The organism is Paraburkholderia strydomiana (assembly GCF_046030495.1).
GTDB lineage: Bacteria > Pseudomonadota > Gammaproteobacteria > Burkholderiales > Burkholderiaceae > Paraburkholderia > Paraburkholderia strydomiana_A.
Genome location: NZ_JAQQCJ010000003.1, coordinates 280,731 through 307,544, shown reverse-complemented (window position 1 = coordinate 307,544; position 26,814 = coordinate 280,731). Strand labels below are relative to the sequence as shown.

Here is a 26,814-nt window from a genome sequence, read left to right as displayed (position 1 = left end):
CGGCTACGTGCTGTTCGAAGTACCGAGCGCAATGCGCGACACGTTCTGTTGAAGTACCGCGTGTCGTGTGTTCGGCGTGGGGCATCGGGCTTTCGCCATCAATCGGTTTTCCCGGTCAATGCGCGCCGCGCGGTTTCGCCTTCAGCGTGCGACGCCGCGTAAAAAACTCTCGCTCGGCCGATGATGATCTTCAACATCGCGATCACGGGCACGGCGAGAAAAATACCCGCGACGCCACCGAGCTGATCCCCCGCCAGCAGCCCGACGATGACGAGAAACGGGCTGACCTCCACGCCTTCGCTCATCAGATAAGGGTTGAGCACATAGTCCTGAAACAGCCGGTACAGCCCGATAAAAACCACCAGCCACAGCAGATGCGGATAGCCGCTGAACACCGCGACCACCAGCGTGATCGCGACAGCGGCGAGCGGTCCGGCAAACGGGACGAACTCCAGCAAGCCCGCGCTCACCGCGAGCAGGAACGCGTAAGGCACGCCGAGCAGCGAGAACGCGACGCCATAGCAGATCAGCGTAGCCAGCGATAAAAACAGCAACGCACGCACGTACTTCGACAACAGCACGTTCAGGTCCGTGACGATCTCCGCCCACAGCGTGCGATGTCGCGCCGTCAGCAGTTCGAGAAACGCGTCGCGCATCTGCGGACCTTCCTTGATCAGCAGAAAGCTCAGAATCGGAATCAGCACGAGGTAGATCAGATTGCTCGCCGCATGCACGACGCCGAGCCCGACGCTGCGGGCCACCGGCACGGCCTTGTCGGAACCGGTCTCGATCTGGCTGCGCACGAAATCGACGATCCGTTCGCGCAATGGTTCGAGAAAGTGCGGCAACGGTAAGCGACTGGGCACATCCGACTTCAGCAAGGTGGGCAGTTGCGCGAACAGATGCGTCGCCTGATCCTGCAACTGCACGCCGAAGATCGAACCGACCACTGCGATGAGCGCGACGACGACCACGAACACCAGCGCGATCGATGCGACCCGCGGCATGCGGCGCGGCCTGACGCGCTCGACGAGTTCGACCATCGGGTAGATCAGATAGCTGAAGAACACCGCGAACACCACCACCAGCACGGTGGTCGACGCGATATAGATGACGAAAAACAGCAGCGCGATCAAGGACGCGGTCCAGACTTTTCTGGCCGTGCGGACATCGAATCCCAGCATGAACCTTCCTCGAGTAGACGATGAGTAGACGACGAGATCCGGCGCCTCGAGCGCGCCGGGAACATCGGACAATATCCGGCGGCCGCGGGATTGGAAACGCGTGCCGTGGATCGGCTACAACAGCTTGCCTAGCAGAAAGCCGACGCCCGCCGCGATCAGCAACGCGCCGAGCGGATTATTGCGCGTCGCTTCGGCGAGTTGCTCGACGCTTTCGCCGTATTTCGCCTGCGCTTGCCCGGATAGCTGGCGGACCTTGCCCTCGGCCTGCAAGTCGAGATCGCCCGTCAGGCCGCCGACGGCGTCCTGCACTTGACCCGCTGCGTCTTTGAGCGTTCCGTCGAGCTGGTTTGCATTCATCGTGATTGTCCTTTGAGGTTTAAGAGGGAGAGGTGAGTTTGCGCCCGTTGAGCGTATGCCGCTCTACGGGCCTGAAACTGATCGAGCAGCAGCGCTGCGGCGCGTGGCGATGATCGCCCTACCTTTTCGCGCGGTCGCGCAGCGCGTCGACCGCTTCACCGAGCTTCGCCTGCACCCGGCCGGCCAGCTTTTCCGCCGCGCCCTCGGCCTGTGTCATGCGATTGCCTGTGACCTTGCCGATCGCTTCCTTCACCGAGCCCTTGAGTTGCTTCGCTTCACCTTCGATACGATTCTTGTCCATGACGTTTTCCCCAAACGATTGAGTTGCAGACAGGTGATGCTGGAGATGAATGAATTGCCGGGTGGGTTGCAACGTTGCGGTGCTACGTGCGAGCGCGTTCGTCGTGGGCACCGGTTGCGGGTTCGCTGCACCGCTTCGATGCATGTTGCCCGATGCCGCGCATGGCATCCGTTGCACCTGCATTCGACCCGCGCATCACTCCAACATCATTTCGTGGACCGCTTCGCTTTGCGCGATCCGCTTCGGAGCAACAATTTGGGGATGTCAGCACACTTTGTGCCTGGGGACGTCGGAGGAAGGGAGTACCGCTGGAAAAAACCACGCATGCGGCCTTCGTGACCGTGCGCGCGAGTCAGTCAGCGCGAGGCTGCGATCGCGGACGTGCTACCGACTGCCGGATGACGATTCGCCAGATTGCCGCTCGCGTTCGCCTTGCCGGTGAGCGGAAATTCCTGTTCCGGCACAGCGCATCGATTGCAATTCTTGCCGGAGGCTGCTCGCGCCCAATAGCGCGCGCTCTGCGCAGTTGCGCCGTTGCGCCGCATCTTCGCTACTCCGTCCCCAACCCGGCCAGCGGATGTTCCTCGCTCTTCCACGGCGAAGCGACAAAATGCCGGACCCGTTCCGGCCGCACTTCCGCGAGCGTCGCGGGCGCCCAGCGCGCTTTGCGATCCTTGTCGATCAACTGCGCCCGCACCCCTTCGCAGAAATCACCCTCCTCGATCACCCGTTTGACGATGCCCAGCTCCATGCGGAAACACTCGGCGAGCGTCATCTGCCGGCCGCGTAACAGCGCTTCCCGTGTGACGCAGAGCATCGTCGGCGAGTGGCCGGTCAGTGCGTCGTAGGTGGACTGCAACCACTGTTTCACCTCGCGCGGCGGCTCGCGCTCCAGATCGTGGCGCAACGTTGCGATGATCCGCTCGACGCTCGAGCGCCGGTCGAAGTGCCGGGCGATCGATTGCGTCAACGGCTCCAACGCGGCATGCGGAACGATGTTGCACGGCGGCTCGAACACACCGCGCAACGCGGTCATCAAATCGCCGTCGTGCGACATGCGCTGCAAACGTTCCTCGAAGCTTGCGAGCCATTCCACCGGCACGCACAGGTCAGCCAGTTGCAGACGCAATGCATCGGCGCCGGACAAGGTCGCGCCGCTCAGCCCGACATAAAGCTCGAGTTCCACCGGCATCACGCTCAGAAAACGCGTCGCGCCGACGTCCGGCAAAAAACCGATACGCGTCTCCGGCATCGCGATCTTGCTGCGCTCGGTGACGATGCGCAGTCGCGCCGCCTGACCGAGCCCCATGCCTCCGCCCATCGCAATGCCGTCAAGCAACGCGACCACCGGTTTCGCGAAGGTGTGCAGCGCGTAGTCGAGCCGGTACTCGTCGGCGAAAAACGCAAGCCAGCGATGATCGCCATTCTTCGCCAGCCGATGCACTTCGCGCACATCGCCGCCGGAGCAAAAGCCTTTCGTACCCGCGCCCTTGAGCACGAGCGCGACGATGCCGCTGTCATGGCGGCAATGTTCGACCAGCACGGCAAGCTCACGCACCATCGCATGCGAGAGCGCATTGAGCGCGGCCGGCCGGTTCAGCGTGATGATCGCCACGCGGTTGACGACGCGAAACAGAATCTCGCGCTCCGCCTGCGCGCCCACATCGGGCGCGATGCTTTGCAAGGCGCTCATCAATGAATCTCCGTTTGTGCGTGGGTGGTCTGCCCTGTTTGCGTAGGCGAGTCCGCCTGCCAGCGCGGCGTGCGCTTTTCGAGAAACGCGTTGACCCCTTCACGCTGATCGGCGCCGTCGAACAGATCGACGAAGCGCTCGCGTTCCAGCGCCAGCGCCGCCGCGCGCGGCACGCCGTTGCGTGCCTGATGGATCAGCGTCTTGCTGAAGCCGACCGCTTGCGGACTCAGACCGGCGACACGCGCGGCCATCTTCAGCGCGGCGTCGAGCGCGGCGCCTTTTTCCACCACTTCCTCGACGAGACCGATGCGCAACGCGGTCGCCGCATCGACACGCTCGCCGGTCAGTATCATCCGTTTGGCCCAGCCTTCGCCGACCAGCCAGGGCAGCGTCTGCGTGCCGCATCCGCACGGCAGCAGGCCGACCGCGGTCTCCGGCAGCGCCAGCAGCGCATGCTGTTCGGCAATGCGGATGTCGCACGCGAGCGCGCATTCGAGTCCGCCGCCCATCGCATACCCGTTGATCGCCGCGATCACGACGGGCCGCGCGTTCTGCAACGTTTCGAAAGCCGCGCCGAAGCGCGCCGCCGCCGTACGCGCGACTTCGCGGTTGCCGTCGGCAAACGTGTTCAGATCGGCGCCCGCGCTGAAAAACTTCGGACCGTCACCGGTAATCACGATCGCGCGCACGCGTGCCTCGCCGTTCAGCCGTTCGACGGTGTGCTGCAATTGCAGCAGGCCATCGGCAGTGAACGCGTTCGCGGGCGGGCGCTTGAGCGTCAGTTGCGCGACGGCGCCTTCGTGCGCGTAGGAGAGTTCGATCATCGTGCGCCTCCTTGCGTGCCGTCGTCGGCAGTGTGACGATAAAGCTTGATGACCGCCGAAAAGTCGAGACGTCCCGCGCCTTTCGTGCTCATCGTTTGATAAAGCTGCTGCGCGAGCGCGCCGAGATACACCGGTTGACGCGCGCTGCGGGCGGCGTCGGTGGCGAGCCCCAGGTCCTTGAGCATCAGATCGGTACCGAAGCCGCCGGTGTAGCCGCGCGTCGACGGCGCGGTTTCGATCACGCCGGGCATCGGGTTATACGTGTCCGAACTCCAGCAGCGCCCCGTCGAGGTATTGATGATGCCGCCGAGCACCTTCGCGTCGATGCCGAGCGCCTCGCCCAGCGACATCGCCTCGGCCACGCCCGCCATCGTGATGCCGAGCACGAGGTTGTTGCAGATCTTCGCGACCTGGCCGGTGCCGGTTCCGCCGCAATGGACGATGTTCCTGCCCATCGCGCCGAGCACCGGCTTGACCTGTTCGTACGCGCTCGCGCTGCCGCCGACCATGAAGGTCAGCGTGCCCGCCGCCGCGCCGCCCGTGCCGCCGGACACCGGCGCATCGACGAAGGTGTTGCCATGCTGCGCCGCGAGTTCGGCGAAGGCCGTCACGCTGGCGGGATCGATCGTGCTCGAATCGATGATCGTCACGCCCTTCGCGATGCCCGCGAACACCCCGTCGTCCGCGCTTAGCACGCTGCGCACATGCGCGGCGGCGGGCAGCATCGTGATCACGCACTCGACGTCGGTCACGGCCGCTTTAGGCGAACCGGCCGCCTTCGCGCCCGCATCGACGAGCGCCTGCACGGCTTGCGCGTTCAGGTCGAATACGTTGAGCGCGTGGCCCGCTTTCAGCAGGTTGTGCGCCATCGGCGCGCCCATATTGCCGAGTCCGATAAAGCCTATTTTCATGATGTCGTCTCCGTTTTTCGCGCGCCGCTCAGCGCAGGCTGATGGTCGTGTTGACGCCGTCGTTGGCCGTGTCGTCGTCGAACCAGCGGGCCGTGACGGTCTTGGTCTGCGTGTAGAACTGCACGACCTGTTTGCCGTAGGGACCGAGGTCGCCGAGCTTCGAGCCGCGCGAGCCGGTGAAGCTGAAGAACGGCACCGGCACCGGAATCGGAATGTTGATGCCGACCTGGCCGATGTCGATTTCGCTCTGGAATTTGCGTGCCGCCGCGCCACTCTGCGTGAACAGACCGACGCCGTTGCCGAACGGATTGCGATTGACAAGTGCGATCGCGTCGTCGAACGTGGCGACGTTCAGCACCTGCAGCACCGGACCGAAAATTTCGGTGCGGTAGATTTCCATTTCCGTGGTGACGTCGGTGAAAATCGTCGGGCCGATGAAGTTGCCTTGCTCGTAGCCGGGCACCTTCACGTCGCGGCCGTCGAGCGCGAGCGTCGCGCCTTCTTTCACACCCGCATCGATCAATCCGAGAATGCGTTGCTTTGCCGCGCGCGAGACCACCGGGCCAACGTCGGTATTCGGCTGGTTGCCCGCGTTGACCTTGAGCGTCTTCGCCTTCGCGACGAGCTCGGGCAACCACTGCTGCGCGGCGCCCACCAGCACTACCACCGAAGTCGCCATGCAGCGTTGTCCGGCCGCGCCGAAGCCCGCGCCGGCGAGCGCGTTCAAGGTCTGCTCGCGGTTCGCGTCGGGCAGCACCACCGCGTGATTCTTCGCGCCCATCATCGACTGCACGCGCTTGCCGTGCTCGCTGCCGAGGCGGTACACGTGCGTGCCGACCGCCGTCGAACCGACGAACGAAATCGCCTTGATCAGCTCGTGCGTGCAGAGCGCGTCGACCACTTCCTTGCCGCCGTGCACCACGTTCAGCACGCCCTTCGGCACGCCGGCTTCGAGCGCGAGCTCGACCAGCTGCATCGTCGAGAGCGGGTCCTGTTCCGACGGTTTGAGCACGAAGGTATTGCCGCAGACGATCGCCATCGGAAACATCCACAGCGGGATCATCGCGGGGAAGTTGAACGGCGTGATGCCGGCGCACACGCCGAGCGGCTGGCGCAGCGTGTAGGTGTCCACGCCACCCGCGACGTTCTCCGCGAATTCGCCCTGCTGCAGCGTGCCGATCGAGCACGCATGCTCGACCACTTCGAGTCCGCGGAAGATGTCGCCCTCGGCGTCGGGAATCGTCTTGCCCTGCTCGGCGCTCAGCGTCTTCGCGATGCGCGGCATGTGCTCGCGAATCAGCGCCTGGTACTTCAGCATGATGCGCATGCGCGCGCCGATCGGCGTGTCCTTCCAGGTCTTGAACGCGGCATGCGCGCTACGCACCGCTTCGTTGACTTCGTCGGCTGTCGCGAACGGCACGCGCGCCAGCACTTCCTGGGTGGCGGGATTGACGATGTCGCGCCATTCGCGGGTTGTCGAATCGACGAACTCGCCGTTGATCAGCAGCTTGACGTTGGCGACGGCCTGGTTCGAAGCAATTGCGCTCATGCTGAAACTCCTGTGCGTGGGCCGCGCGGCGGCCGCAGCGTGACGGTGATAACGGAAACGACGGGGAAATGGCGGAATGAAAATGATCAACGCAGCTCCGGGAAATCCTCTTCCCAGTACTCGCCGGGCAAGCGCGCGGGTTCGGCGGCGCGTTCCATTTCACGACGCCGCAATTCGACGCGGCGGATCTTGCCGGAGATGGTCTTCGGCAGTTCGCTGAACTGCAGGCGACGAATCCGCTTATACGGTGCGAGCTTTTCGCGCGAGAACGCGAACACGGCGCGCGCGAGTTCAGGCCCGGCTTCGTAGCCGTGGCGCACGGTGACAAACGCCTTGGGCACCGCGAGGCGCAGCGCATCGGCACTCGGCACCACGGCGGCTTCGCCGATGGCCTCGTGTTCGATCAGCACGCTTTCGAGTTCGAACGGACTCAGGCGATAGTCGGACGATTTGAACACGTCATCGGAGCGGCCTACGTAGACGTAGTAGCCGTCGTCGCGGCGCAGCGCGACATCGGAGGTGCGGTAGAAGCCGTTGCGCATTGCCTGCGCGGTGGCGTTCACGTTGTTCGCGTAGCCGGTCATCAAACCGAGCGGACGTTCGTTCAAAGGCAGCGAGATTTCGCCTTCGGTTACAGGCTGATCGTCCGCGTCGAGCAGTTCGATCCGGTAGCCCGGCAGCGGCCGTCCCATCGAACCGGCGACCACCGGCTGCCCCGGCGGGTTGCCGATCTGGCAGGTGCTCTCGGTCTGGCCGAAACCGTCGCGAATGGTGATGCCCCAGGCGTGCTTCACGCGCTCGATGATCTCCGGATTCAACGGCTCGCCCGCGCCGACGATCTCGCGCAGCTTGACCGGATAGTCGGTGAGCGGCTCCTGCACCAGCATGCGCCACACGGTCGGCGGCGCGCACAGCGTGGTGACGTTAAAGCGCACCAGCGCGTTCAGCGTGTCTTTCGGCACGAAGCGCGCGAAGTTGTACACGAACACGCAAGCCTGCGCGTTCCATGGCGCGAACAGGCAGCTCCACGCGTGCTTGGCCCAGCCCGGCGAGCTGATGTTCCAATGGATGTCGTTCGGTTGCAGCCCGATCCAGTACATCGTCGACAGATGGCCGACCGGATAGCTCTGATGCGTGTGCTCGACGAGCTTCGGTTTCGACGTCGTGCCCGACGTGAAGTACAGCAGCAGCGTGTCGGTGGCTTGCGTGACGCCGTCGGGCGTGAATTGCGGTGACGCATCGTAGGCGGCGGCCAGATCGATCCAGCCGTCGCGTGGCGCACCGGCCGAGAAGCGCGTGAGCGGCACGTCGAGCGAGTCGAACTTGGCCAGCTCGGCGCTATCGACCACCACGAACTGCGCGCCGCCGATCTGCACGCGGTCGCGCACATCGTCGGCGGAAAGCTGGGTGGTGGCGGGCAGCACGATCGCGCCGAGCTTCATGGCCGCGAGCATCACGTCCCACAGTTCGACGCGGTTGGGCAGCATCAGCAGCACGCGGTCGCCACGGCCGACGCCCGACGCGCGCAGGAAGTTCGCCATGCGCGCCGAGCGCTCGGACATCTGCGCATAGGACAGGCGCAGGCCCTCGGTGGCGGGGTCGTCGACGATCCATAGCGCGGGGTTGTGATTGTCGCGGGCGATTACGTCGAAGTAATCGAGCGCCCAGTTGAATTCGCCCAGTGCCGGCCAGGTGAATTCGCGGTAGGCGCGCTCGTAGTCGGTTCGGTGGCGCAATAACAGATCGCGCGCGTCGAAAAAGGCCTTCGCTGCAGTCATCGTCGTCTCCTGTCGACCAGAGTTGGCGCTTTAGCTGTCGGGCGGAGTGAGTGCTTTAGCACTGACTCCGCCTCCATGCACAGCACTTACTCCGGTCTCATGCAACACCGTTGCTAGTGGATGGCGCGGTATGCGCTCTGCTTTTGTCCCGCTGATACTTCGTCTTGCCCTGCTGCTCTGCTGGCGCCCATGCTTCACCTGCGCTCGCCGGGCCCAGCTATTTTGCGCTCAAACGCCACGCCGCTGCCGCTCAGACATGACGCGCAATCACCATCCGCTGTACCTCGCTGGTTCCTTCGTAAATCTGCGTGATGCGGGCATCGCGGTAATGGCGCTCCACCGCATAATCCTCCAGATAGCCATAGCCGCCGTGAATCTGGATCGCGTTCGAGCAGATTTCCTCGGCCAGTTCGGACGCGAACAGCTTCGCCTGCGACGCCTCCGACAAACACGGCTTACCCGCCGAGCGCAGCCGCGCCGCGTGATGCACGAGCAGGCGCGCGGCATTCAGGCGCGTGGCCATGTCGGCGAGCATGTTGGCGATGGTCTGATGATCCTTGAGCGCCTTGCCGAACTGCACGCGTTCGTTCGCATAGCCGCGCGCGGCGTCGAACGCGGCCCGCGCGATCCCGACCGCCTGCGCCGCAATGCCGATCCGCCCGCCTTCGAGGTTCGACAGCGCGATGCGCAGGCCCTCGCCCGGCTCGCCGAGCAGATTGGCTTCCGGTACCGCGCAGTCGTCGAGCGAAATCGGGCAGGTGTCCGACGCGCGAATGCCGAGCTTGTGTTCCGGCTTGCCGACGTTGAAGCCCGGCGTGCCGGTCGGCACGATGAACGCGGACAGGCCGCGCTTGCCGCGCTCCGGATCCGTGACGGCGAACACGATCGCGAGGTCCGCGCGCGCGCCGTTGGTCACGAACTGCTTGCTGCCGTTGAGAATCCACTGGCCGTCGCGCAGCACCGCGCGCGAGCGCAGATTGTTCGCCTCGGAACCGGCCTGCGGCTCCGTCAGGCAGAACGCGCCGATCCGCCGGCCGGTCGCGAGATCGTGCAGATAGCGGTCTTTTTGCGCGTCGCTGCCGAAGTTGAGGATCGGCCCGCAGCCGACCGAGTTGTGCACGCTCATCACCGTGGCACAGGCGGCGCAGCCGGCGGCGATCTCTTCGAGCGCGAGCGCGTAGGCGACGTAATCGGTGTACGAGCCGCCCCACTCCGGCGGCACGATCATGCCGAGGAAGCCGAGTTCGCCCATCTGCGCGATGACGTCGGCGGGCAGTTGCGCGTCGCGGTCCCATTGCGCCGCGTGCGGCGCGAGGCGCTCGGTGGCGAAGTCGCGCGCGGCGTCGCGGATCATCCGTTGTTCGTCGGTGTAGAAGCTGTCCATGGGCCGGTCCTTTGTCGTGCGGTGCGGCCGGTCGCGGCGCTCGATGACAAGCGCGAGCGCACCCGGTTGACGCAAAGTGTAGGCAAGCCGCCGGGCTGCTTCGATGCTCAGCCCGATCATTCTGAGTGAGCGCATTTGCCATACTGTTACCATGTACACGTTCTTCGGCCCGCTATTTCAAGGACTTAGCGGGCCACTACAAGGAAAACACTGAGCGCTTTTGCCAGCCAGGCTGCTTACCCATGAAAAACGACAAGGGCACGATTTCCGTCAGTCTGGTCGAGGAGACCCTCGCGCTCGCCCGAGCCCGCGGCCTCGATGCGCTGCCGCTCGCCGAGGCCGCCGGCATCGCCGCGCCGATGCTGGCTTCGCCGAAGAGCCGGGTGTCGTCGGCGCAGTACGGCGCGCTGTGGGCCGCGATTGCACGTGCGCTCGACGACGAATTCTTCGGCCAGGATTCACATCGCATGAAAAGCGGCAGCTTCATCGCGATGACGCAAGCCGCGCTGACCGCGCGCAACGGCGCGCAGGCGTTGGCGCGCGCGGTCGGCTTCATGCGCCTCGTGCTCGACGATCTCGGCGCGCAGATCGACACCAGCACGGAGCGCGTGCGGCTCCGATTCGTCGAACGCGAAGGCGCGCCGGCGCCGGCCATGTTCGCTTACGCGACCTGGTTCATCCTCGTGTACGGGTTGCTGTGCTGGCTGGTCGGACGGCGCATTCCGTTGCTCGAAGCGCGCTTTCGCTGCGCCGCGCCGCCCGCCGCGCATGAATACCGGCTGATGTTCTGCGATCAGATGAGCTTCGATCAGCCCGAGTCGTACGTCGATCTCGCGCCGGTCTTCGTCGACCTGCCGGTGATCCAGACGACCAGGTCGGTCAAGCCGTTCCTGCGCGATGCGCCCGGCAGCTTCATCGTCAAGTATCGCAATGCCGGTTCGCTCGCGGCGCGCGTGCGCAAGACGCTGCGCGCGCTGCCGATGGCCGGCTGGCCCGGCGCCGATCAGATGGCCGCGCGCCTGCACGTCGCCGAGGCCACGATGCGGCGGCGTTTGAAACAGGAAGGCCATACCTACCAGTCGATCAAGGACGACTTGCGGCGCGACATCGCGATCGGCGAATTGCAGAGCGGCGAGCGCACGATCGCCGACATCGCCAGCGCGGTCGGCTTTGCGGAACCGAGCGCGTTTCATCGCGCGTTTCGCAAGTGGACCGGCATGCGGCCCGGCGACTACCGGCCGGCGCGGGCGGATTTCACGCAGCGCGCGGAATCGGACTAAGCTGTAAGCGGCAGGCCAGCCTTCTTCTGGGATATCGGCCCGCGCCGGCCAATACCTGTTGGCGAGGCGCGGCAGCCGTCAGCGATGAGCACGTATCCGCGTCTCCCGTTCCGGCAGTCTGGTCCGCGCCGGCCGCTTACCCGTGGCGGCGTCGTGGGCCGGTTGATGCGCGGCATGATCGCGCTTGGCGCGCTGTTGGCGTTTGGGTTCGCATCGTGCGAATTCATGGCGGCTCCGCTCTACGCCGCGCTGATGGGCAACAGCGTCGTGGTGATTCCGGTGAACGGAGCGATCGGTCCGGCCAGCGCGGACTTCATCGTGCGCAGCCTGCAGCGCGCCGCCGACGAGCACGCGCAACTCGCAGTGCTGCAACTCGATACGCCTGGCGGGCTCGATACGTCGATGCGGCAGATCATCAAGGCGATTCTCGGCTCGCCAGTGCCGGTGGCCACGTTCATCGCGCCGAGCGGCGCGCGGGCGGCGAGCGCCGGAACGTATATCGTCTACGCGAGCCATATCGCGGCGATGGCGCCGGGCACCAATCTCGGCGCGGCGACGCCGGTGCAGATCGGGATTGGCGGCGGCGAGCCGCCTGCGGGTGGCGGAGCGCCGGGGTTGCCGGGACGAGGCGTGCCCGGGCTGCCTGGTGCCGGGTCGGGTGCCGGTTCGGGTGCCGGTTCGGGCGCCGGTTCCGGCTCTGGTGCCAGCGAATCATCAGCATCGACGCCCGCCTCAACCACTTCAGCCAGCGAAGGCGCCGCCCTCCCCCTCGACACCCAATCGACCGAACTGCGCAAGCAGGTCCACGACGCCGCCGCCTACATCCGCGGCCTCGCGCAGATGCGCGGGCGCAACATCGACTGGGCCGAGCGCGCGGTCCGCGAAGCCGTGAGCCTGTCGGCGGAGGACGCGCTCGCGCAGCACGTCGTCGATCTGGTCGCGCGCGACGTGCCCGACCTGCTGCGCCAGGTGGACGGCCGCACGATCGCGACGAGCGGCGGCAACGTCACACTGCGCACCGCCCACGCGCCGCTTGCGACGCTCGAAGCCGACTGGCGCAGCCATTTCCTCGCCGTCATCACCGACCCGAGCGTCGCGCTGGTCCTGCTGATGATCGGCATGTACGGCCTCTTCTTCGAATTCGCCAATCCCGGCTTCGTGCTGCCCGGCGTGGTCGGCGCGATCAGCCTGCTGATCGGCCTGTTCGCGATGCAGATGCTGCCCATCAACTACGTCGGCCTCGGCCTGATCTTTCTGGGCATCGCGTTCCTGATCGGCGAGGCGTTCCTGCCGACCTTCGGTTCGCTTGGCTTCGGCGGCGTGGTCGCGTTCGTGATCGGCGCGCTGATGCTGATCGACACCGACGTGCCCGGCTACGGCATCCCGCTGCCGCTGATCGCCGCGGTCGTCGTGTTCAGCGTGCTGTTCGTGCTCGGCGTGTCACGGCTTGCGCTGCACGCGCGGCGCCGGCCCGTGGTGACCGGTTCGGAGGGGCTGATCGGCAGCGTCGGCGTGGTGCTCGACGGCGGCCTTTCAACTGGGCACGCGACGCCGAACGGCCCGCCCGAAGGCTGGGCGCGCGTGCACGGCGAGCGCTGGCGGGTGTCCAGCGCGGCCCCGGTCGAGGCGGGCCAGCCGGTGCGCGTCACCGCGCGGCACGGACTGACGCTGACCGTGGTGCCGGTCGCATCGGGTGCATCGGGTGCGCCGGGTGAAGCCCTACAAGGAGAACGCTCATGATCGGTTTCACATTCGGTTTCAGCAGCATTCTGATTCTGCTGGCGGCCGCGCTGATTGCGTCGTCGGTGCGGATTTTCCGGGAGTACGAACGAGGCGTCGTATTCATGCTCGGACGCTTCTGGAAGGTCAAGGGCCCCGGGCTCGTGCTGATCATTCCGGTCGTGCAGCAGGCGGTGCGCATGGACCTGCGCACCGTCGTGTTCGACGTGCCGCCACAGGACGTCATCACACGCGACAACGTCTCGGTGAAGGTGAACGCGGTGGTCTATTTCCGCGTGGTCGATCCGGAGAAAGCGGTGATTCAGGTGGCGCGCTACTTCGAGGCGACCAGCCAGCTTTCGCAGACGACGCTGCGCGCGGTGCTCGGCAAGCACGAACTCGACGAACTGCTCGCCGAGCGCGAGCAACTGAACGCGGACATCCAGAAAGTGCTCGATGCACAGACCGACGCGTGGGGCATCAAGGTTTCGATCGTCGAGATCAAGCACGTGGACATCAACGAAACGATGATCCGCGCGATTGCCCGTCAGGCCGAAGCCGAGCGCGAACGGCGCGCCAAGGTGATTCACGCGGAAGGCGAATTGCAGGCCTCGCAGCATCTGCTGGAAGCGGCGCAGACGCTCGCGAAGCAGCCCCAGGCGATGCAGTTGCGCTACCTGCAAACCCTCACGACGATCGCCGCCGACAAGAACTCGACGATCGTGTTTCCGCTGCCGATCGATCTGCTGAGCTCGCTGCTCGAGCGCTTCGGCAAGCCGACTGCGCCGTGATGCGGGGGGAGTTTTTGTGAACGCCCGCGAACCGGCGCGGGTTCGGCGCGTTCGGCGCGGTTGCCGCGCGCGTCACGCGTTTCATGCCGCCACACGAAATGATGCATTGCTTTCCATCGTCTTACTCGACAGGCAACCGGAAATTAGAATGCCGGGCTTGTTTTGTTAACCGCTCCCCAAGGAGCTCATCATGAAAATGGTTTCTCAGGTTGGATTCGGCGCGCTTTTGGCCGCCATGACTATCAGCACCGCGTTCGCGCAGACGCAGGCGCAGCCCAATGACCCGTCGGCGCCGAAAACGCGGGCGCAGGTCCGGGCCGATCTGATCGAGTGGCGTGCCGCCGGCTATGATCCGCTCGACTGGATCGACTACCCGGAAAATGCGCAGCGCGCGGGCCGCATCGTCGCGGCACGGCGCGCGCAGCAGGCGGGTGGGACGATGACGCAGTAACGCGCGGCGGGTTGACGGGCTGCACGCGACGACTGCAATGGTCGTCGGCGAATGCGGCCCCCGCACGCTGCCTCGACGGCTGGTGGCCTGCCTTTCGCCGGCAGGCCGAGGGGTGACGTGTGCTTGCCGTGCGCCCGCATGGCCGGGTCAACTGGCCCACCTTCAACCGTCGACTCTCCCTGTCGTCGTTCAGACCTTCCGAGTGCCGCCTGGCCGTACGCCTGCGCCGCCAGGCTGCTGCTCCTTCGCAACCACCCCGCCGCTCGGCTCACGCCCCTCTTGCCCCGTGCGCCCCGCGCAGGCAAGGTATCATCTCGCCCCTTCGACAAACCCCGCTGCCGGATTCCGAACGATGCCAATCTGGGTTGATGCCGACGCCTGTCCGGTCGTGATCAAAGACATGCTGTTTCGCGCCGCGCGCCGCACCGGCATGCCGCTAACGCTGGTCGCCAACGCGTTTCTGCGCGTGCCGCCGTCGCCGCTGATCCGCACGATCCAGGTGCCCGCCGGCTTCGACGCCGCCGACGACCTGATCGCCGAGCGCGTCGTCGCGGGCGACCTCGTGATCACCGCCGACATCCCGCTCGCCGCCGCCGTCCTCGCAAAAAACGCCGAGGCGCTCGACCCGCGCGGCAACTGGTACACGCCCGGAACCATCGAAGAGCGGCTGCGCATGCGCTCGATGCTCGACCAGCTGCGTGGGAGCGGCGTCGATACGGGCGGCCCCGCCGCGTTCAGCGCGCGCGACAGCAAGAGCTTCGCGGGCGAACTGGACCGCTGGCTCGCGCGCCGGCCGCCGCGCCCCGATGCGCCCTGATGCGCCGACGCCACACTCTCGCGGCGAACCGCCCGCCTGAGCCGCCTTTACACGCCGATTCGGCCACGCGGTACCGCGTGCGCCCGCCATTCATGATTACAATCCGCCCGTAGCCCCGCGCCGCGTCGGCCGGCAGCCCACCCGCCGGGCCGCTACGCCTCACCCGCCTCCACCACAAGAAACGCTTTCTGAACGACGAGAGACCCGCCTCATGGACTCGATAAAACGCTACTTCGGCTTCGACGCCGCCGGCACCAACCTGCGCACCGAAGTGCTCGCCGGGGTAACCACCTTCCTGACGATGGCTTACATCATCTTCGTCAATCCGGCGATTCTCGGCGACGCCGGCATGCCGAAGGACGCGGTGTTCGTCGCGACCTGCCTCGTGGCCGCGCTGGCCTCGCTGATCATGGGTCTGTACGCGAACTACCCGATCGCGCTCGCGCCCGGCATGGGGCTGAACGCATACTTCGCGTACACGGTCGTCAAGGGCATGGGCTTCACCTGGCAGGCCGCGCTCGGTGCGGTGTTCATCTCCGGCTGCCTGTTTCTGATCGTCACGCTGTTTCGCGTACGTGAAGTGATCGTCAAAGGTATCCCGCATTCGATACGCATCGCGATCACCGGCGGTATCGGCCTCTTCCTCGCGATCATTTCGCTGAAGGAAGCCGGCGTGGTGGTCAGCAGCCCGGCCACGCTCGTGACGCTCGGCAATTTGCACGAACCGCACGTGATTCTCGCGATGATCGGCTTCTTCGCGATCGTCACGCTCGACTACCTGCGGGTGCGCGGCGCGATCCTGATCGGCATCGTCGGCGTGACGGCGCTGAGCTTTTTCTTCGGCGGCAACCAGTTCCACGGCATCGTCTCCGCGCCGCCGTCGATCACGCCGACGCTATTCCAGCTCGACATCCGCGGCGCGCTGTCCACCGGCGTGCTGAACGTGGTGCTGGTGTTCTTCCTCGTCGAACTGTTCGATGCGACCGGCACGCTGATGGGCGTGGCCAATCGCGCGGGGCTGCTGGTCGAAGGCAAGATGCACCGCCTGAACCGCGCGCTGCTCGCCGACAGCACCGCGATTCTGGCCGGCTCGATGCTCGGCACCTCGTCGACCACCGCGTACATCGAAAGCGCGTCGGGCGTGCAGGCGGGCGGGCGCACCGGCGTGACCGCGATCACGGTTGCCGTGCTGTTCCTGCTGGCGCTCTTTTTCGCGCCGCTGGCGGGCGTGGTGCCCGCCTACGCGACTGCGCCGGCGCTACTGTACGTGTCGTGCCTGATGCTGCGCGAAATGCTCGACCTGCCTTGGGACGACGCCACCGAAGTCGTGCCGGCCGCACTGACCGCGCTGCTGATGCCGTTCACCTACTCGATCGCCAACGGCGTGGCGTTCGGCTTCATCTCCTATGCCGGGCTGAAGCTGCTGACCGGGCAGGCGCGTCAGGTGAAGCTGGTGGTGTGGATCATCGCGGCGATTTTCCTGTTCCGCTATTTCTATCTCGGCAGCGAATAACCGGCGGGCGGAGGGCATGAGATCAGGTGTGGACCGCGCCGCATCTGATCCTGGATCAACGGTACTTTATTGAGAGCGCATTCCTGCTCCGGCACCGTTTATCATCGCGGGATTCAAGAATCGGATCGACCAGGTCGCAGGAGTCCCCATGTCCTACAGCCGCCCCGCGGACCGTTACACGCCGCCCGCGATTTTCTTTCACTGGGCCATTTTTCTGCTGGTCGCGCTGGCCTATCTGGCCATCGAAATACGCGGGCCGCGCGGCTCGGACAGCCGCGCGTTCTGGACCAGCGTGCATTTCTGGGCCGGCACGCTCGTGCTGGCTCTCGCCGTGCCGCGCCTGCTCTGGCGACTGTGGGCCGGCGCCCCGGAGGAACTCAGCGGCAACCGGCTGCTTGCGTTCGTCGCGCGCGCGGCGCATCTCGCGCTCTACGTGTTCATCTTTGCGCAGCCGCTGCTCGGCATTCTGATGGTCAATGCCGGTGGACGGCCGGTGAGCCTCGCGTGGGTCAACGTCAGCTTTACGTTGGTAAGCGCTGATTCGATCGCGCGGCCCCTGCTCAAGGACGCGCACGAATGGCTCGGCAATCTGTTCTACTGGGTGATCGGCCTGCACGCGCTGGCGGCGATCGTGCATCACGTGATTTTCAAGGACCGGACGCTGCGGCGGATAGTCTGACGGGATGCCGCGCTCGTCGGCATCGCAAGTGTGCTCGCACGCGTTCACGCGGTGCGTGAAACGCCTGCATCGACCACGTGATTTTGCTGAAATGTGCCCGAGGCACCATCGGGCGCGCTCAGGGAGAACGACGGCACCGTTGGCCGCCGCCGGTTTCGGACGGCTCGCGCCGCGCGCGGCTTTCGACGGCCCGTGATTGACGCGCAGCTTTCCTGCTCGTTCGAGCTTGATGGCGTGAAAGTGTTTCGAGCACTTCCGGACGCCGGAAACGCCCTCAGCCCTCGGCACTAACCTCGGCCTTGCATCAGTTACGCCAGTTCGCCTCGTAGAAGCGCACGTAGCCGCTGCGGAGCACGAGGCACTGCGCCCGCGTTTCCGACAGCAAACGACGCGTGGCGGCTTCGATCCGGGCGCGGTGCGCATCGAAGGCACCGACCATGTCTTCCAGACGCGGAGAGGCGGCGCCGAAGTGATCCTCGAGCGCCTCCGCCGTGATCATGCATTCCACCCTCTGCCCATCGACCATCGCCGGGAACGCCAAGGTGAGTTCGCGACCTGAATATTCAGGAGTTTCATTGGGGAATAGGATCTGCATGGGTTCACCTGGAAGGTTGGGCCGCGCATGGTGTGGCCAGGTAGTGCGCGCGCCGGTTGCATCTGATCGCGCCAGCAGCTTCCTCCTCCTTGTCCAATGCTGACGACGCGGGCTCGTCACCCGCCGCGACGGCGCTGCAGTTCGCGCCGCGCGGAGGTGAATTGATTCACTTTAGACGAGTTCGGGCGGCGCGCAAGTTTTCCTTTTCGTTTGCCTGATTTTGGTGCCTCACGCGTATTTTTGCGGCACGCGGCCTGCACGTTTGCGGTGTTTTCGCTGCCGCGCGCCGCGCGTTTCGTCCTGTAAGATCGGGATTCGGCCACACGCGCGCATGCTGCGCTGCGGCATCGAACGGCGGGCCAAGTACCCGCCGCGCGTCCGATCACCGGAGACATGCCTTGACCCATCGTCCTGCTCATCGTCCTGCTCATTGCCCTGATTCACCGGCCGGCATCGGCCGGCCCGATGTCATCGCGCAGGCTCACGCGCGCTCGCTCGAAATCGGCCTGCGCGCGTCGGAAACGCCGGACTTTCAGCCGCTGCGGCGGCCCGCGCTGCGCGAGCTCGTCGAGCGCAATCAATCACTTTATACGCATGCACTGCCCGTGATGGAGACGCTGCACGCGCAGATCGTCGACACGCAAAGCATGGTGCTGCTCACCGACAATCACGGCGTGATCCTGCACAGTCTCGGCGATAGCGACTTCGTCGAAAAAGCCAATCGCGTCGCGTTGTGTCCGGGCGTGTCGTGGGCCGAAGCGGATCGCGGCACCAATGCGATCGGCACCGCGCTGGTCGACCGGCAGCCGACCGTCGTGCATGCCGACGAGCATTTCCTGCACGCGAACCGCATTCTCACCTGCTCGTGTGCGCCGATTGCGGACCCGTTCGGGCGCACCATCGGCGCGCTCGACGTGAGCGGCGACACGCGCGGTTTTCATAAGCACACCCTGGCGCTCGTCAGGATGTCGGCACAGATGATTGAAAATCATCTGTTCTCCAATCAATTCGCCGACGCGATTCGCGTGCACTTTCACGCACGCGCGGAATTCATCGGTACGTTGTTCGAAGGGCTGGCGGCGTTCGCGCCGGACGGCGTGTTTCTGTCGGCAAACCGCAGCGCGCTGTTCCAGTTCGGGCAGCCGCTCGCCGAGCTGCAACGGCAACCGTTCGAGGCGCTGTTCGGCGTCGCCTTCGCGGCGCTGTTGCAGCAGATCGCCCGGGCGCCCGGCGAAAGCATCCTGTTGACGCTGCCAAGCGGCGTGCGGGTGGTCGCGCGTGGCGAATACGCGGCGCCGCGCCATGTTGCGCACGTCGTCGTGCCGGTGGAGGACAGCGGCGGCGCGATGCGGGCGCCGATGCCGGCCGGCGCCCGTCACGCGCCGCCGCGCTGCGCCGATCCCGCGCCGCCCGCCACGCTGGAGACGCTCGACACCGGCGACGCACAGGTCGCGGCGATTCTGCGGCGCGTCGCCAAGCTGCGTGGCCGCGACATCCCGATTCTCGTGCTCGGCAAAACCGGCACCGGCAAGGAATGGCTCGCGCGGGCGATCCATCACGACTCGCCACGGCGCGCCGCGCCGTTCATCGCGCTGAATTGCGCGTCGCTGCCCGATACGCTGATCGAAGCGGAACTGTTCGGTTACGAGGACGGCGCGTTTACCGGCGCGAAGAAGCGCGGCAGCGTCGGCAAGATCGTGCAGGCGGACGGCGGCACGCTGTTTCTCGACGAGATCGGGGATATGCCGCTCGCCCAGCAGGTGCGTCTGATGCGTGTGCTGCAGGAACGCACCGTCGTGCCGCTCGGCGGGACGCGACCGATCCCGGTCGATCTGCGCATTGTCTGCGCGACCCACCGCAACCTGCGCGCGATGATCGACGCGGGCACCTTCCGCGAAGACCTGTACTACCGGATCAACGGCCTCGTCGTGACGTTGCCGGCGCTGCGCGAGCGCACCGATCTGGCTGCGCTCGTCACGCGCATGCTGGCCTTGCAGCCGGAGGACGAGCAGTTGCCGCGGCGCGTGTCGGCTGCGGTGCTGGCGCGCTTCGAGCAATGCCGCTGGCCGGGTAATCTGCGGCAGCTGGCCAACGTGCTGCGCACCGCGAGCATCATGGCGGAAGGCGCCGAGCAGATCGAGGTGGACGATTTGCCGGATGACTTCTTGCCGGATTGTGTCGATGCAGCGGATGCGGCTAGTGTGCAGGCGGCAAGCTCAGGTAACGATGTGGATGGCGCTGCTGCGGGAACCGTGCGTGGCGCGCCAGCGCGGATGGAAGATTGGCAGGCCACGCTGATCGCCCGGACGCTCGCGCGGCTTGACGGCAATGTGTCTGCTGCGGCGCGGGAGTTGGGGCTCGCGCGCAACACGGTGTACCGGTATTTGCGGCGCGCAGGGACGACGCATTGATGTGGCGCGGGGATCGTGATCGAGCGGTGATTGCTGAGGCGCGCAGCGGTGCGTTCTGCCTTTGACGTGAAGCGCACCCTCGAATGCGCGTGCTGCGAGCGGCAAATGCCCAGCTCAATCAGCCACAACCACGAAGCGACAAATCCCGCCCCGTCCATCCCGTGTAAAGTGTCGCGCACGCAGCCACCCCACGTCACACGATGTCCGATCCAACCCGCCCGCCTCGCGTTCGCATCGAGCCGCTCGGCCAGAGCTTCGAAGCGCCCGATTCGCTGACCATCCTCGAAGCCGCCGGCTTCGCGAATCTGCGTCTGCCACGCTCATGCCGTAACGGCACATGCCGGACCTGCATCTGCAAGATGACCACCGGCCGCGTGCGCTACACGATCGAATGGCCGGGTCTGAGCCGCGAAGAAAAGGTCGAAGGCTATATCCTGCCGTGTGTGGCGATCGCGGAAACCGACGTGGTGATCGAAGCGCCGGACGCCGTCGACATGCCGTCGTCGCGATAAACCGCTGCGCGGCCGCAACCTCGTGCATCACGTCGCGGCGCGCGCACTCTAGGTCACGAGCCGCTGGCGCGCACTCATCGCAAGCAGGCCTTAACGCCCGTTGCCCATCGCGCGGGCGATTTTCCTGTCGGTGTTGTACTGGCTCAACGCATACACCGACCAGATCGCGGCCGGAATCCAGCCGATCAGCGTGATCTGCAAAATCAGACAGATGATGCCGGCAAACGGGCGGCCGATCGTGAAGAACTGCAACCACGGCAGAATGATGGCAAGCAATAAACGCATTCAGATTTCCTGTTGGTCGTGCATGACGGCGCGCGTTCGTCCGGGCCCCGATGAGCCGAGGCGAGAGGAACTGAACACCCGCGCCAGGTCAGATCGGTGCGAAGCGCGGCACCATGGCGCCGTCCTGCTCGATCAGTTCGAAAAACACCGAAGCGGGACGCGTCCAGATCGTACCATTGGCCGCTTTGTAGACGATCATCGTGACCGTCGGATCGGACTCCAGCGTCGCCTCGCAAACCAGTTCGTAAATTCCGCCTTTGTAGTGCCGGTAACGCACCATTGCCATCCTCCTCGTGATTGAAAACCGCCACGCCTCGGCGCGGCGACGGGCGAACCGCCCGCGAAGGAAACCTCCTTCTTCCAGGCGTCACCCGCCCTCTTTCATCTGCTTCAGAATCTTGTAGACCGTCGCGCGCCCCATCGTCAGCACGGCGGCCACGTAGTTCGCCGAACTGCGCCCGCGAAACGCGCCCTGCGCGTGCAGCGCCTCGACGATTTCCCGCTTGTGTTCGCGCGTGAGCGCATTGATGCCGATCTGCCGCTCGCGCAGCCACGTATGCAGATACGTGTTGATGCGGTCCTGCCAGTCGTCGCGGAACAGGTCTTCCGAGGGCGCGTCCGACAGGCTGCCGCCCTTGATGAACAGATCGAGTGTCGAGCGCACGTCCTCGAACACCGCGATATTGAAGTTGACGCACAACATGCCCGCGGGCTTGCCGTCGTCATCGAACAGGATGTTGCTCACGCAACGCATGCGCCGGCCATCCCAGTTGAGTTTCTCGTACGGTCCGATCGTCTGCCCGCGCGCCGCGTAATGGACCTCGTCGAGCACCGACGGCCCGCCGACTTCGAGCTTCGACAGATTGTTCACGAGGTACGCGATGGTCTGATCGCGCAGGTCGTGAATCACCACTTCGGCACAGGGATAGAGGAGCGCCGCGATGCCGTCGGCGATCGGAGCGTAACGCTGCAGCAGCAGGTCTTTCACGGGAGACACGTTTGTGTTGCGCATGGGAAATCGCAGTGTTCGAAGGATGCGGCGCGGGTTGCGCCCGCGCCGGGTGGTGAAAATGCGCCGATGCCAATACCGAAGGCGGAGCCGGTGCTGGGACGAACCCCCGCCCGCGGCAACTCGCCATTGTAGCCACCCCGCCCCTCCCTCGCGACCGCCGTACGGGCCGCCCGGATCAAAACCCGCCACGCGCCCGTTTGACGTTCCACAGGGACCCGGCGATTTTTTTCCACGTGGCGAGGTGATTTTTTTCATGCGATAACAGAGCCATTCACCCCACGGAGCTACAGATGGCCACGCTCGAAGCGTTTCGCACCGTGCTCGACGACGAAGGCACGCCCGAAATCATCCGCAATCACATCATCGATTCGCTCCAATACGCGCTGCGCAATCACGGGCAGATCTTCACGTCGAAAGAGGTCGAATGGCTGGCCAGTTGGGACGACGCCCGCATCCCGCTCGCCGCCGCGCGAGAATTGCAGAAACGCGTCGCTGAAACGTCGCGCTAGAACGCGTCCGGGCCACCGCGGTCCGCCTTCGGTTCAGCGCGTCGCAACGCACACACGGCGCCCCGCTCATGCGCGGCGCACCGTCAGTGTCCCGCCGGATATTGCCCAAAGCCCCGCCAGACGGGCGATTTGCCCGTGCTCGGAACTTTCTGCTATCTAATTAGCCCCATTTAGGGCATCATATTGGAATAGCTGTATCCGCATTCGTAGCACCGGCAACATCAGGCAACAGCTGCAGGCAGTCTCAAACCGGCATCTCCGCACCACCCCCGACTGTTCGACCGCCGCCCGTCGGCGATCCCGTCACTCCGGCAATGCGCTGCATGCATTCGCCGTCGCGAGTTGTACAGCTGAGCGGTTCAGCTTTACGCGCCCGATGTCTGCGCGACTTCAGCGTGTTTCTTCTCCATCGAATCCGCGATTTTGCGCGGCCGCGCTCAAGCCCTTGCCATGGGGCCTATGCCAACTTTTTCCATGGCGGCGCGCCCTTGGGTGCAGCGCCGCCGGCCTGTCGTGCCGCGCGTAACACACGCGTGACATGTCGGCCACGTAATACAGGACACATGCTTCATGAATTCAGTTGTCAAGACGTACAAGGGTTACGAAATTCACCCGCTCGTCTATCCGCGCCGCCCGGCTCAGGGGCAGACGGGCCGCAATCCCGATGCGGGCTACGACGCGTCGGTGCGCATCTGCCGCGTGGGCGCGAACGCCGCGGCCGACGGCCGGGTGTTCCGTTTGCAGTATCTGTTTCCGTTCGACGGCACGGGCAAGGCGCGCATCGCGTGCATGGCTCACGCCGAACAACTGATCGACGGCCGTGTGGACGGCCAGTCCGTCGCCGATCTTTGAGCGGTACTATCAGCGCATAGGCTGATGCCGCAAGCGCAGCGGGTCTGAAAACCCGCTGTCAACCGTATCCAATGCTGTGCCGCCCGGCTTTGCGGGCGACCCGGCAACCCGTTATCCCATCGACCAGGAGTTATGCATGGCGAAAGAAGAACTGCTTGAACTTGACGGTATCGTCGACGAAGTACTTCCGGACAGCCGTTACCGCGTGACGCTCGACAACGGCGTCGTGGTTGGCGCTTATGCGTCCGGACGCATGCGCAAGAACCACATCCGCATTCTCGCGGGCGACCGCGTGACGCTGGAACTGTCGGTCTACGATCTGACCAAAGGCCGGATCAATTTCCGTCACAAAGACGAGCGCGCCACCGGTGGCGGCGGCGCCCGCAATACGCAATTCCGTCGCCGTTAAAGGCTTGACGGCACGCTGACCGCGCTGTGCGCGGTCGTCGTGTGATCGTTGCGATCGAGTTGTATGCGAAGCCTTTCGCGCGCCTTCTCCGGCTTGACTCGCTGACTGGTTGATTCGAGCCTGAGCGGCGCGTCTCGGCGTCGTATGAATGTGCACGTGCTGTGCAGGGCGGCCCGCCGAAGGTCGTTCAGGTGGATCGGCTCGGGTGGCTTGCTCACGCGTGCGTCGTTCACTTTCGCTCTGCAGTGCAAGCTGTGCGGCCACGCAAGCGTACAAGACGCTGCGCGCGGCCTCTGGCGCACGCGCCGCTGCGCACGTTGCTTCAGCAGTGCGCCCTTTCGCATTTTCAGTGGATGTTGCGCGTCTCCGTGCGCCGCCCCGCTTCTTCTCTACAGCCCGAACACCGCCCCGAGATCCTCTCCGGCGGCGCTTTTGCGCACCTGCTCCACCACCCGCTCTTCCAGTTCCGACAGATGCTCCCGCATCGCCGTCAGTGCCGCGGCCAGGTCGCCGGCATCGAGCGCGTCGATGATCCGCGCGTGCTCGTCGGCGGAACAGGCCGAACCTTTCGACGGGTCGAACAGTGCCTTGTACAACTCGGTCTTCGCGACCAGTTGCCCGACCAGTCCGAGCAGTTCGGTGCCGCCCGCCAGTTCCGTCAGCAGCACGTGAAACTGGCCGGCGAGGCGCACGGATTCATCGATGGCTGCCGTGCGCAAGGCCTTCTCTTCACTGCGCACATGCGCGCGCAGACGGCGCTTGTGCGCGGCGCTCAACGACCCGCACAACGCCGCGACAATCCCCGCCTCGACGATCTGCCGCGCGCGGTACACCTGGCGAATGTCCTCTTCCGACGGCGAAGGCACGAACGCGCCGCGATTCGCTTCGAGCACCAGCTTGCCCTCGAAGCCGAGCCGCGCCAGCACCTTGCGCAGCGCGCCGCGCGTGCAGCCGAACGCGGCCGCGAGATCGCGCTCGACCAGTTGCGCGCCGGGCCGTAGACGCCCTTGCAGCAATGCCGTGGTAATCGACGCGTAAATACGCGCTTCGACGCTGGGCGTATCGTCGCCCGTTGGGGTACCGATGGGTGTTTCGGTGTCGGTGGCGGCCGGCGGAGACCGGCGGGAGCGTGGGGCCATAGATTCGGTAAGTGGGAACGAAGCGATCTCGACCGGCATTCTAGCCGCGGCAAGGCGCCGATGCCGGCACAAAACAATTCCATCGCAATTTTGCGCGGCGAGGGCGCGGCGCGCCTGACACCCCGATCAAGCGCCAAGGATTCGAAACGGGGCCACAGTTCAGCGCACGCTGACGCCGCGCGTCGGGTCCACGCTTCATGGAAATGCGGTGCGCGAATGCATCGCCATCACCCTGACCGACTTGACTGGCACCGCAACCGACCGATGCCGACTGCATTGCGCTCGTGCGCCACAAAGACCGCTCGGTAGCCATTCGTTCGTGCTGATTTCGGCTTGCTGTCTCGTCATTCACCGAACATTGCGGCATGCCTGGACGTCATAGGCAACGCTCCACCTATGACGCGAGCTATACCCGGCATCACAAAAATGGTCAACCATCCAATGATATTATGGTTGACCAAAACGAACTCGAGACGTTTCTTTTCGATTCCGGTAACCGCGCATGGCGGCGCTCGCCCAGTCCATTCACCGGCCGTGCCGTTGCAGCGTGACTGCCGCGCGTCGCTCAGTCCGCCGCCCACCTTCCGCATTCAGGTCCATCGTGAATACGCACTCCAGCGCAAGCCCCGCTCATCCTCCATCCGACCATGCCTCCCCCTCCACACTGCTGACGCGGCACGACATCGTATGGCTCGGCGCGATCGTCGTGATCGGCATCAATCTGCGCCCGCTGCTGACTTCGATCAGCCCACTGATGACGACGATCCGCGACGCCACAGGCCTCAGCTTCTACGGCGCGTCGCTGCTGACCAGCCTGCCAGTCGTCGCGATGGGGCTCGGCGCGTTCGGCGCGGGCGCGCTGACTCGCGGGGTCGGCGAAACGCGCGGCGTCGCGCTCGGCCTGCTGGCGATCGCGCTGGCCTGCGCGGCAAGATGGACGGCGTCGAGCGGCGCCGCACTGCTCGCGACGGCGATACTCGCGGGCGCGGGCGTCGCGGCGATCCAGGCGCTGCTGCCTGCCGTCATGAAGCAGCGTTTTCACGCGCGCGTGCCCTTGGCGATGGGCGTGTTCTCAGCGTCGATCATGGGCGGCGGCGGGCTCGGCGCGAGCCTGAGCCCGTGGGTGAGCCACGCGGCGCGGTCATGGCACGCGGGGCTCGCGGTATGGGCAGTGCCGGCGTGCGTCGCATTGCCCGGCTGGTGGGCCTTGAATCGCCGCGCTTCACGCCGAACCGCACACCAGGCCGGCGCTGCGCAGGCCATCACGCTTTCACTCTGGAACAAACGGCGCGCGTGGACGCTCGGCCTGTACTTCGGCATCGTCAACGGCGGCTATACGAGCCTCGTCGCCTGGTTGCCGGCGTTCTATCAGCAACGCGGCGCGAGCGTCGCGGCGAGCGGCTCGCTGCTGGCGAGCATGACCGTCTTCCAGGCCGCGGCGGCGTTGCTGCTGCCGCTCGCCGCAGCGTCGTTCCGTGATCGGCGGCCGTGGCTGATGCTGGGATTGTCCGCGCAACTGTTCGGACTGCTGGGCCTGATCGCCTGGCCCGACGCCGCGCCGCTGCTGTGGGTCGGCGTCGCGGGCGCGGGGCTCGGCGGGACTTTTTCGCTGACGCTCGTCACCGCGATGGATCACTCGACCGATCATCGCGTGGCCGGCAAGCTGGTCGCGTTCACGCAAGGCGTCGGCTTTATCGTGGCGGCCATCGCGCCGGTCGTGGCCGGCTTCGTGCGCGGCTGGAGCGGCGGTTTCGGCGCCGCCTGGGTCATGCTGGCCGTCTGCGTCGCCGCGATGATGGCGCTGACGCTGCTGTTTTCGCCGCGCAGCTACAGACGGTGGCGCTGACGGCATGGGCGGC

General features: G+C 65.6%; 27 protein-coding genes. 13 read left to right on the top strand and 14 right to left on the bottom strand.

Annotated features, from left to right (window positions below; genetic code table 11):
• Positions 1 to 98: 98 nt before the first annotated feature.
• From PQQ53_RS06670 to PQQ53_RS06630, 9 genes are all read right to left on the bottom strand, one after another.
• On the bottom strand, positions 99 to 1,184 hold the full coding sequence (locus PQQ53_RS06670) for an AI-2E family transporter (RefSeq protein ID WP_408323504.1): 1,086 nt from the start codon (positions 1,182 to 1,184) through the stop codon (positions 99 to 101).
• 114 nt (positions 1,185 to 1,298) lie between these two features.
• Positions 1,299 to 1,541, bottom strand: a complete 243-nt coding sequence (locus tag PQQ53_RS06665) for a CsbD family protein (protein WP_408138672.1) — start codon at positions 1,539 to 1,541, stop codon at positions 1,299 to 1,301.
• A gap of 118 nt (positions 1,542 to 1,659) precedes the next feature.
• On the bottom strand, positions 1,660 to 1,842 hold the full coding sequence (locus tag PQQ53_RS06660; RefSeq protein ID WP_408138674.1) for a CsbD family protein: 183 nt from the start codon (positions 1,840 to 1,842) through the stop codon (positions 1,660 to 1,662).
• Between the two features lie 550 nt (positions 1,843 to 2,392).
• Positions 2,393 to 3,535 (bottom strand): enoyl-CoA hydratase/isomerase family protein, encoded by a 1,143-nt coding sequence (locus tag PQQ53_RS06655; RefSeq protein ID WP_408323503.1) that lies wholly within the window; start codon positions 3,533 to 3,535, stop codon positions 2,393 to 2,395.
• Positions 3,535 to 4,359 carry an enoyl-CoA hydratase gene (locus tag PQQ53_RS06650; protein WP_408138678.1) on the bottom strand — a complete coding sequence of 275 codons (825 nt, stop codon included), beginning with the start codon at positions 4,357 to 4,359 and terminating at the stop codon, positions 3,535 to 3,537. The genes PQQ53_RS06655 and PQQ53_RS06650 overlap by 1 nt, the downstream gene beginning before the upstream one ends.
• Positions 4,356 to 5,270, bottom strand: a complete 915-nt coding sequence (gene mmsB / locus PQQ53_RS06645) for a 3-hydroxyisobutyrate dehydrogenase (RefSeq protein WP_408138679.1) — start codon at positions 5,268 to 5,270, stop codon at positions 4,356 to 4,358. Before mmsB ends, PQQ53_RS06650 begins: the two co-directional genes overlap by 4 nt.
• A gap of 28 nt (positions 5,271 to 5,298) precedes the next feature.
• Positions 5,299 to 6,819, bottom strand: a complete 1,521-nt coding sequence (locus tag PQQ53_RS06640) for a CoA-acylating methylmalonate-semialdehyde dehydrogenase (protein ID WP_408323502.1) — start codon at positions 6,817 to 6,819, stop codon at positions 5,299 to 5,301.
• Positions 6,820 to 6,905: 86 nt separating this feature from the next.
• The gene (locus tag PQQ53_RS06635; protein WP_408323501.1) at positions 6,906 to 8,597 is read right to left on the bottom strand and encodes an AMP-binding protein; all 1,692 of its coding nucleotides are present in this window, start codon (positions 8,595 to 8,597) and stop codon (positions 6,906 to 6,908) included.
• 250 nt (positions 8,598 to 8,847) lie between these two features.
• Entirely contained in the window at positions 8,848 to 9,981 is a 1,134-nt protein-coding gene (locus PQQ53_RS06630) for an acyl-CoA dehydrogenase (RefSeq protein ID WP_408323536.1), read from the bottom strand.
• Positions 9,982 to 10,223: 242 nt separating this feature from the next.
• Here PQQ53_RS06630 and PQQ53_RS06625 point away from each other — a divergent pair, with 242 nt between their 5' ends.
• The 7 genes from PQQ53_RS06625 (at position 10,224) to PQQ53_RS06595 (ending at position 17,231) form a co-directional block, all read left to right on the top strand.
• Positions 10,224 to 11,261 (top strand): AraC family transcriptional regulator, encoded by a 1,038-nt coding sequence (locus PQQ53_RS06625; protein WP_408138685.1) that lies wholly within the window; start codon positions 10,224 to 10,226, stop codon positions 11,259 to 11,261.
• A gap of 84 nt (positions 11,262 to 11,345) precedes the next feature.
• The gene (locus PQQ53_RS06620) at positions 11,346 to 13,001 is read left to right on the top strand and encodes an NfeD family protein (protein WP_408323500.1); all 1,656 of its coding nucleotides are present in this window, start codon (positions 11,346 to 11,348) and stop codon (positions 12,999 to 13,001) included.
• Complete coding sequence (locus PQQ53_RS06615; protein ID WP_408138688.1) at positions 12,998 to 13,771, top strand: slipin family protein; 774 nt, start codon at positions 12,998 to 13,000, stop codon at positions 13,769 to 13,771. The genes PQQ53_RS06620 and PQQ53_RS06615 overlap by 4 nt, the downstream gene beginning before the upstream one ends.
• Before the next feature lie 190 nt (positions 13,772 to 13,961).
• Positions 13,962 to 14,222 carry a DUF4148 domain-containing protein gene (locus PQQ53_RS06610; protein ID WP_408138690.1) on the top strand — a complete coding sequence of 87 codons (261 nt, stop codon included), beginning with the start codon at positions 13,962 to 13,964 and terminating at the stop codon, positions 14,220 to 14,222.
• A gap of 352 nt (positions 14,223 to 14,574) precedes the next feature.
• Positions 14,575 to 15,039 carry a YaiI/YqxD family protein gene (locus PQQ53_RS06605; protein ID WP_408323499.1) on the top strand — a complete coding sequence of 155 codons (465 nt, stop codon included), beginning with the start codon at positions 14,575 to 14,577 and terminating at the stop codon, positions 15,037 to 15,039.
• Positions 15,040 to 15,250: 211 nt separating this feature from the next.
• Positions 15,251 to 16,552, top strand: a complete 1,302-nt coding sequence (locus tag PQQ53_RS06600; RefSeq protein WP_408138694.1) for an NCS2 family permease — start codon at positions 15,251 to 15,253, stop codon at positions 16,550 to 16,552.
• A 148-nt stretch (positions 16,553 to 16,700) separates the two neighbouring features.
• Complete coding sequence (locus tag PQQ53_RS06595) at positions 16,701 to 17,231, top strand: cytochrome b (protein ID WP_408138696.1); 531 nt, start codon at positions 16,701 to 16,703, stop codon at positions 17,229 to 17,231.
• A gap of 304 nt (positions 17,232 to 17,535) precedes the next feature.
• Here the strand turns inward: PQQ53_RS06595 and PQQ53_RS06590 are convergent, their stop codons facing one another.
• The gene (locus PQQ53_RS06590; RefSeq protein WP_028194698.1) at positions 17,536 to 17,826 is read right to left on the bottom strand and encodes a DUF1488 family protein; all 291 of its coding nucleotides are present in this window, start codon (positions 17,824 to 17,826) and stop codon (positions 17,536 to 17,538) included.
• 398 nt (positions 17,827 to 18,224) lie between these two features.
• Between PQQ53_RS06590 and PQQ53_RS06585 the strand changes: the two genes are divergently transcribed.
• Positions 18,225 to 20,237 carry a sigma-54-dependent Fis family transcriptional regulator gene (locus tag PQQ53_RS06585; protein WP_408323498.1) on the top strand — a complete coding sequence of 671 codons (2,013 nt, stop codon included), beginning with the start codon at positions 18,225 to 18,227 and terminating at the stop codon, positions 20,235 to 20,237.
• 200 nt (positions 20,238 to 20,437) lie between these two features.
• Complete coding sequence (locus PQQ53_RS06580; RefSeq protein ID WP_408323497.1) at positions 20,438 to 20,749, top strand: 2Fe-2S iron-sulfur cluster-binding protein; 312 nt, start codon at positions 20,438 to 20,440, stop codon at positions 20,747 to 20,749.
• A gap of 90 nt (positions 20,750 to 20,839) precedes the next feature.
• Here PQQ53_RS06580 and PQQ53_RS06575 read toward each other — a convergent pair whose 3' ends face one another.
• From PQQ53_RS06575 to PQQ53_RS06565, 3 genes are all read right to left on the bottom strand, one after another.
• Positions 20,840 to 21,034, bottom strand: a complete 195-nt coding sequence (locus PQQ53_RS06575) for a YqaE/Pmp3 family membrane protein (protein ID WP_168663758.1) — start codon at positions 21,032 to 21,034, stop codon at positions 20,840 to 20,842.
• 88 nt (positions 21,035 to 21,122) lie between these two features.
• Positions 21,123 to 21,314: a DUF1653 domain-containing protein gene (locus tag PQQ53_RS06570; protein ID WP_408152135.1), complete on the bottom strand. Its 192-nt coding sequence runs from the start codon at positions 21,312 to 21,314 to the stop codon at positions 21,123 to 21,125.
• Between the two features lie 87 nt (positions 21,315 to 21,401).
• Positions 21,402 to 22,046 carry a helix-turn-helix transcriptional regulator gene (locus PQQ53_RS06565; RefSeq protein ID WP_408138705.1) on the bottom strand — a complete coding sequence of 215 codons (645 nt, stop codon included), beginning with the start codon at positions 22,044 to 22,046 and terminating at the stop codon, positions 21,402 to 21,404.
• A gap of 290 nt (positions 22,047 to 22,336) precedes the next feature.
• Between PQQ53_RS06565 and PQQ53_RS06560 the strand changes: the two genes are divergently transcribed.
• The 3 genes from PQQ53_RS06560 (at position 22,337) to infA (ending at position 23,816) form a co-directional block, all read left to right on the top strand.
• Positions 22,337 to 22,555, top strand: a complete 219-nt coding sequence (locus tag PQQ53_RS06560) for a hypothetical protein (RefSeq protein ID WP_121323027.1) — start codon at positions 22,337 to 22,339, stop codon at positions 22,553 to 22,555.
• 570 nt (positions 22,556 to 23,125) lie between these two features.
• Positions 23,126 to 23,407, top strand: a complete 282-nt coding sequence (locus tag PQQ53_RS06555) for a hypothetical protein (RefSeq protein ID WP_121323029.1) — start codon at positions 23,126 to 23,128, stop codon at positions 23,405 to 23,407.
• A gap of 136 nt (positions 23,408 to 23,543) precedes the next feature.
• Positions 23,544 to 23,816: a translation initiation factor IF-1 gene (gene infA, locus PQQ53_RS06550; RefSeq protein WP_012427521.1), complete on the top strand. Its 273-nt coding sequence runs from the start codon at positions 23,544 to 23,546 to the stop codon at positions 23,814 to 23,816.
• 389 nt (positions 23,817 to 24,205) lie between these two features.
• Here the strand turns inward: infA and PQQ53_RS06545 are convergent, their stop codons facing one another.
• Entirely contained in the window at positions 24,206 to 24,955 is a 750-nt protein-coding gene (locus tag PQQ53_RS06545) for a GntR family transcriptional regulator (RefSeq protein ID WP_408152112.1), read from the bottom strand.
• 601 nt (positions 24,956 to 25,556) lie between these two features.
• Between PQQ53_RS06545 and PQQ53_RS06540 the strand changes: the two genes are divergently transcribed.
• Positions 25,557 to 26,801, top strand: coding sequence for a cyanate transporter (locus tag PQQ53_RS06540; RefSeq protein WP_408323496.1), 1,245 nt, complete (start codon positions 25,557 to 25,559; stop codon positions 26,799 to 26,801).
• The last annotated feature ends 13 nt before the right edge of the window (positions 26,802 to 26,814 follow it).

Bases quoted from the DNA above. Each gene is read 5' to 3' on its own strand.
- PQQ53_RS06670 (WP_408323504.1), bottom strand. From the start codon at position 1,184: ATGCTGGGATTCGATGTCCGCACGGCCAGAAAAGTCTGGACCGCGTCC.
- PQQ53_RS06665 (WP_408138672.1), bottom strand. From the start codon at position 1,541: ATGAATGCAAACCAGCTCGACGGAACGCTCAAAGACGCAGCGGGTCAA.
- PQQ53_RS06660 (WP_408138674.1), bottom strand. From the start codon at position 1,842: ATGGACAAGAATCGTATCGAAGGTGAAGCGAAGCAACTCAAGGGCTCG.
- PQQ53_RS06655 (WP_408323503.1), bottom strand. From the start codon at position 3,535: ATGAGCGCCTTGCAAAGCATCGCGCCCGATGTGGGCGCGCAGGCGGAG.
- PQQ53_RS06650 (WP_408138678.1), bottom strand. From the start codon at position 4,359: ATGATCGAACTCTCCTACGCGCACGAAGGCGCCGTCGCGCAACTGACG.
- mmsB (WP_408138679.1), bottom strand. From the start codon at position 5,270: ATGAAAATAGGCTTTATCGGACTCGGCAATATGGGCGCGCCGATGGCG.
- PQQ53_RS06640 (WP_408323502.1), bottom strand. From the start codon at position 6,819: ATGAGCGCAATTGCTTCGAACCAGGCCGTCGCCAACGTCAAGCTGCTG.
- PQQ53_RS06635 (WP_408323501.1), bottom strand. From the start codon at position 8,597: ATGACTGCAGCGAAGGCCTTTTTCGACGCGCGCGATCTGTTATTGCGC.
- PQQ53_RS06630 (WP_408323536.1), bottom strand. From the start codon at position 9,981: ATGGACAGCTTCTACACCGACGAACAACGGATGATCCGCGACGCCGCG.
- PQQ53_RS06625 (WP_408138685.1), top strand. From the start codon at position 10,224: ATGAAAAACGACAAGGGCACGATTTCCGTCAGTCTGGTCGAGGAGACC.
- PQQ53_RS06620 (WP_408323500.1), top strand. From the start codon at position 11,346: ATGAGCACGTATCCGCGTCTCCCGTTCCGGCAGTCTGGTCCGCGCCGG.
- PQQ53_RS06615 (WP_408138688.1), top strand. From the start codon at position 12,998: ATGATCGGTTTCACATTCGGTTTCAGCAGCATTCTGATTCTGCTGGCG.
- PQQ53_RS06610 (WP_408138690.1), top strand. From the start codon at position 13,962: ATGAAAATGGTTTCTCAGGTTGGATTCGGCGCGCTTTTGGCCGCCATG.
- PQQ53_RS06605 (WP_408323499.1), top strand. From the start codon at position 14,575: ATGCCAATCTGGGTTGATGCCGACGCCTGTCCGGTCGTGATCAAAGAC.
- PQQ53_RS06600 (WP_408138694.1), top strand. From the start codon at position 15,251: ATGGACTCGATAAAACGCTACTTCGGCTTCGACGCCGCCGGCACCAAC.
- PQQ53_RS06595 (WP_408138696.1), top strand. From the start codon at position 16,701: ATGTCCTACAGCCGCCCCGCGGACCGTTACACGCCGCCCGCGATTTTC.
- PQQ53_RS06590 (WP_028194698.1), bottom strand. From the start codon at position 17,826: ATGCAGATCCTATTCCCCAATGAAACTCCTGAATATTCAGGTCGCGAA.
- PQQ53_RS06580 (WP_408323497.1), top strand. From the start codon at position 20,438: ATGTCCGATCCAACCCGCCCGCCTCGCGTTCGCATCGAGCCGCTCGGC.
- PQQ53_RS06575 (WP_168663758.1), bottom strand. From the start codon at position 21,034: ATGCGTTTATTGCTTGCCATCATTCTGCCGTGGTTGCAGTTCTTCACG.
- PQQ53_RS06570 (WP_408152135.1), bottom strand. From the start codon at position 21,314: ATGGTGCGTTACCGGCACTACAAAGGCGGAATTTACGAACTGGTTTGC.
- PQQ53_RS06565 (WP_408138705.1), bottom strand. From the start codon at position 22,046: ATGCGCAACACAAACGTGTCTCCCGTGAAAGACCTGCTGCTGCAGCGT.
- PQQ53_RS06560 (WP_121323027.1), top strand. From the start codon at position 22,337: ATGGCCACGCTCGAAGCGTTTCGCACCGTGCTCGACGACGAAGGCACG.
- PQQ53_RS06555 (WP_121323029.1), top strand. From the start codon at position 23,126: ATGAATTCAGTTGTCAAGACGTACAAGGGTTACGAAATTCACCCGCTC.
- infA (WP_012427521.1), top strand. From the start codon at position 23,544: ATGGCGAAAGAAGAACTGCTTGAACTTGACGGTATCGTCGACGAAGTA.
- PQQ53_RS06545 (WP_408152112.1), bottom strand. From the start codon at position 24,955: ATGGCCCCACGCTCCCGCCGGTCTCCGCCGGCCGCCACCGACACCGAA.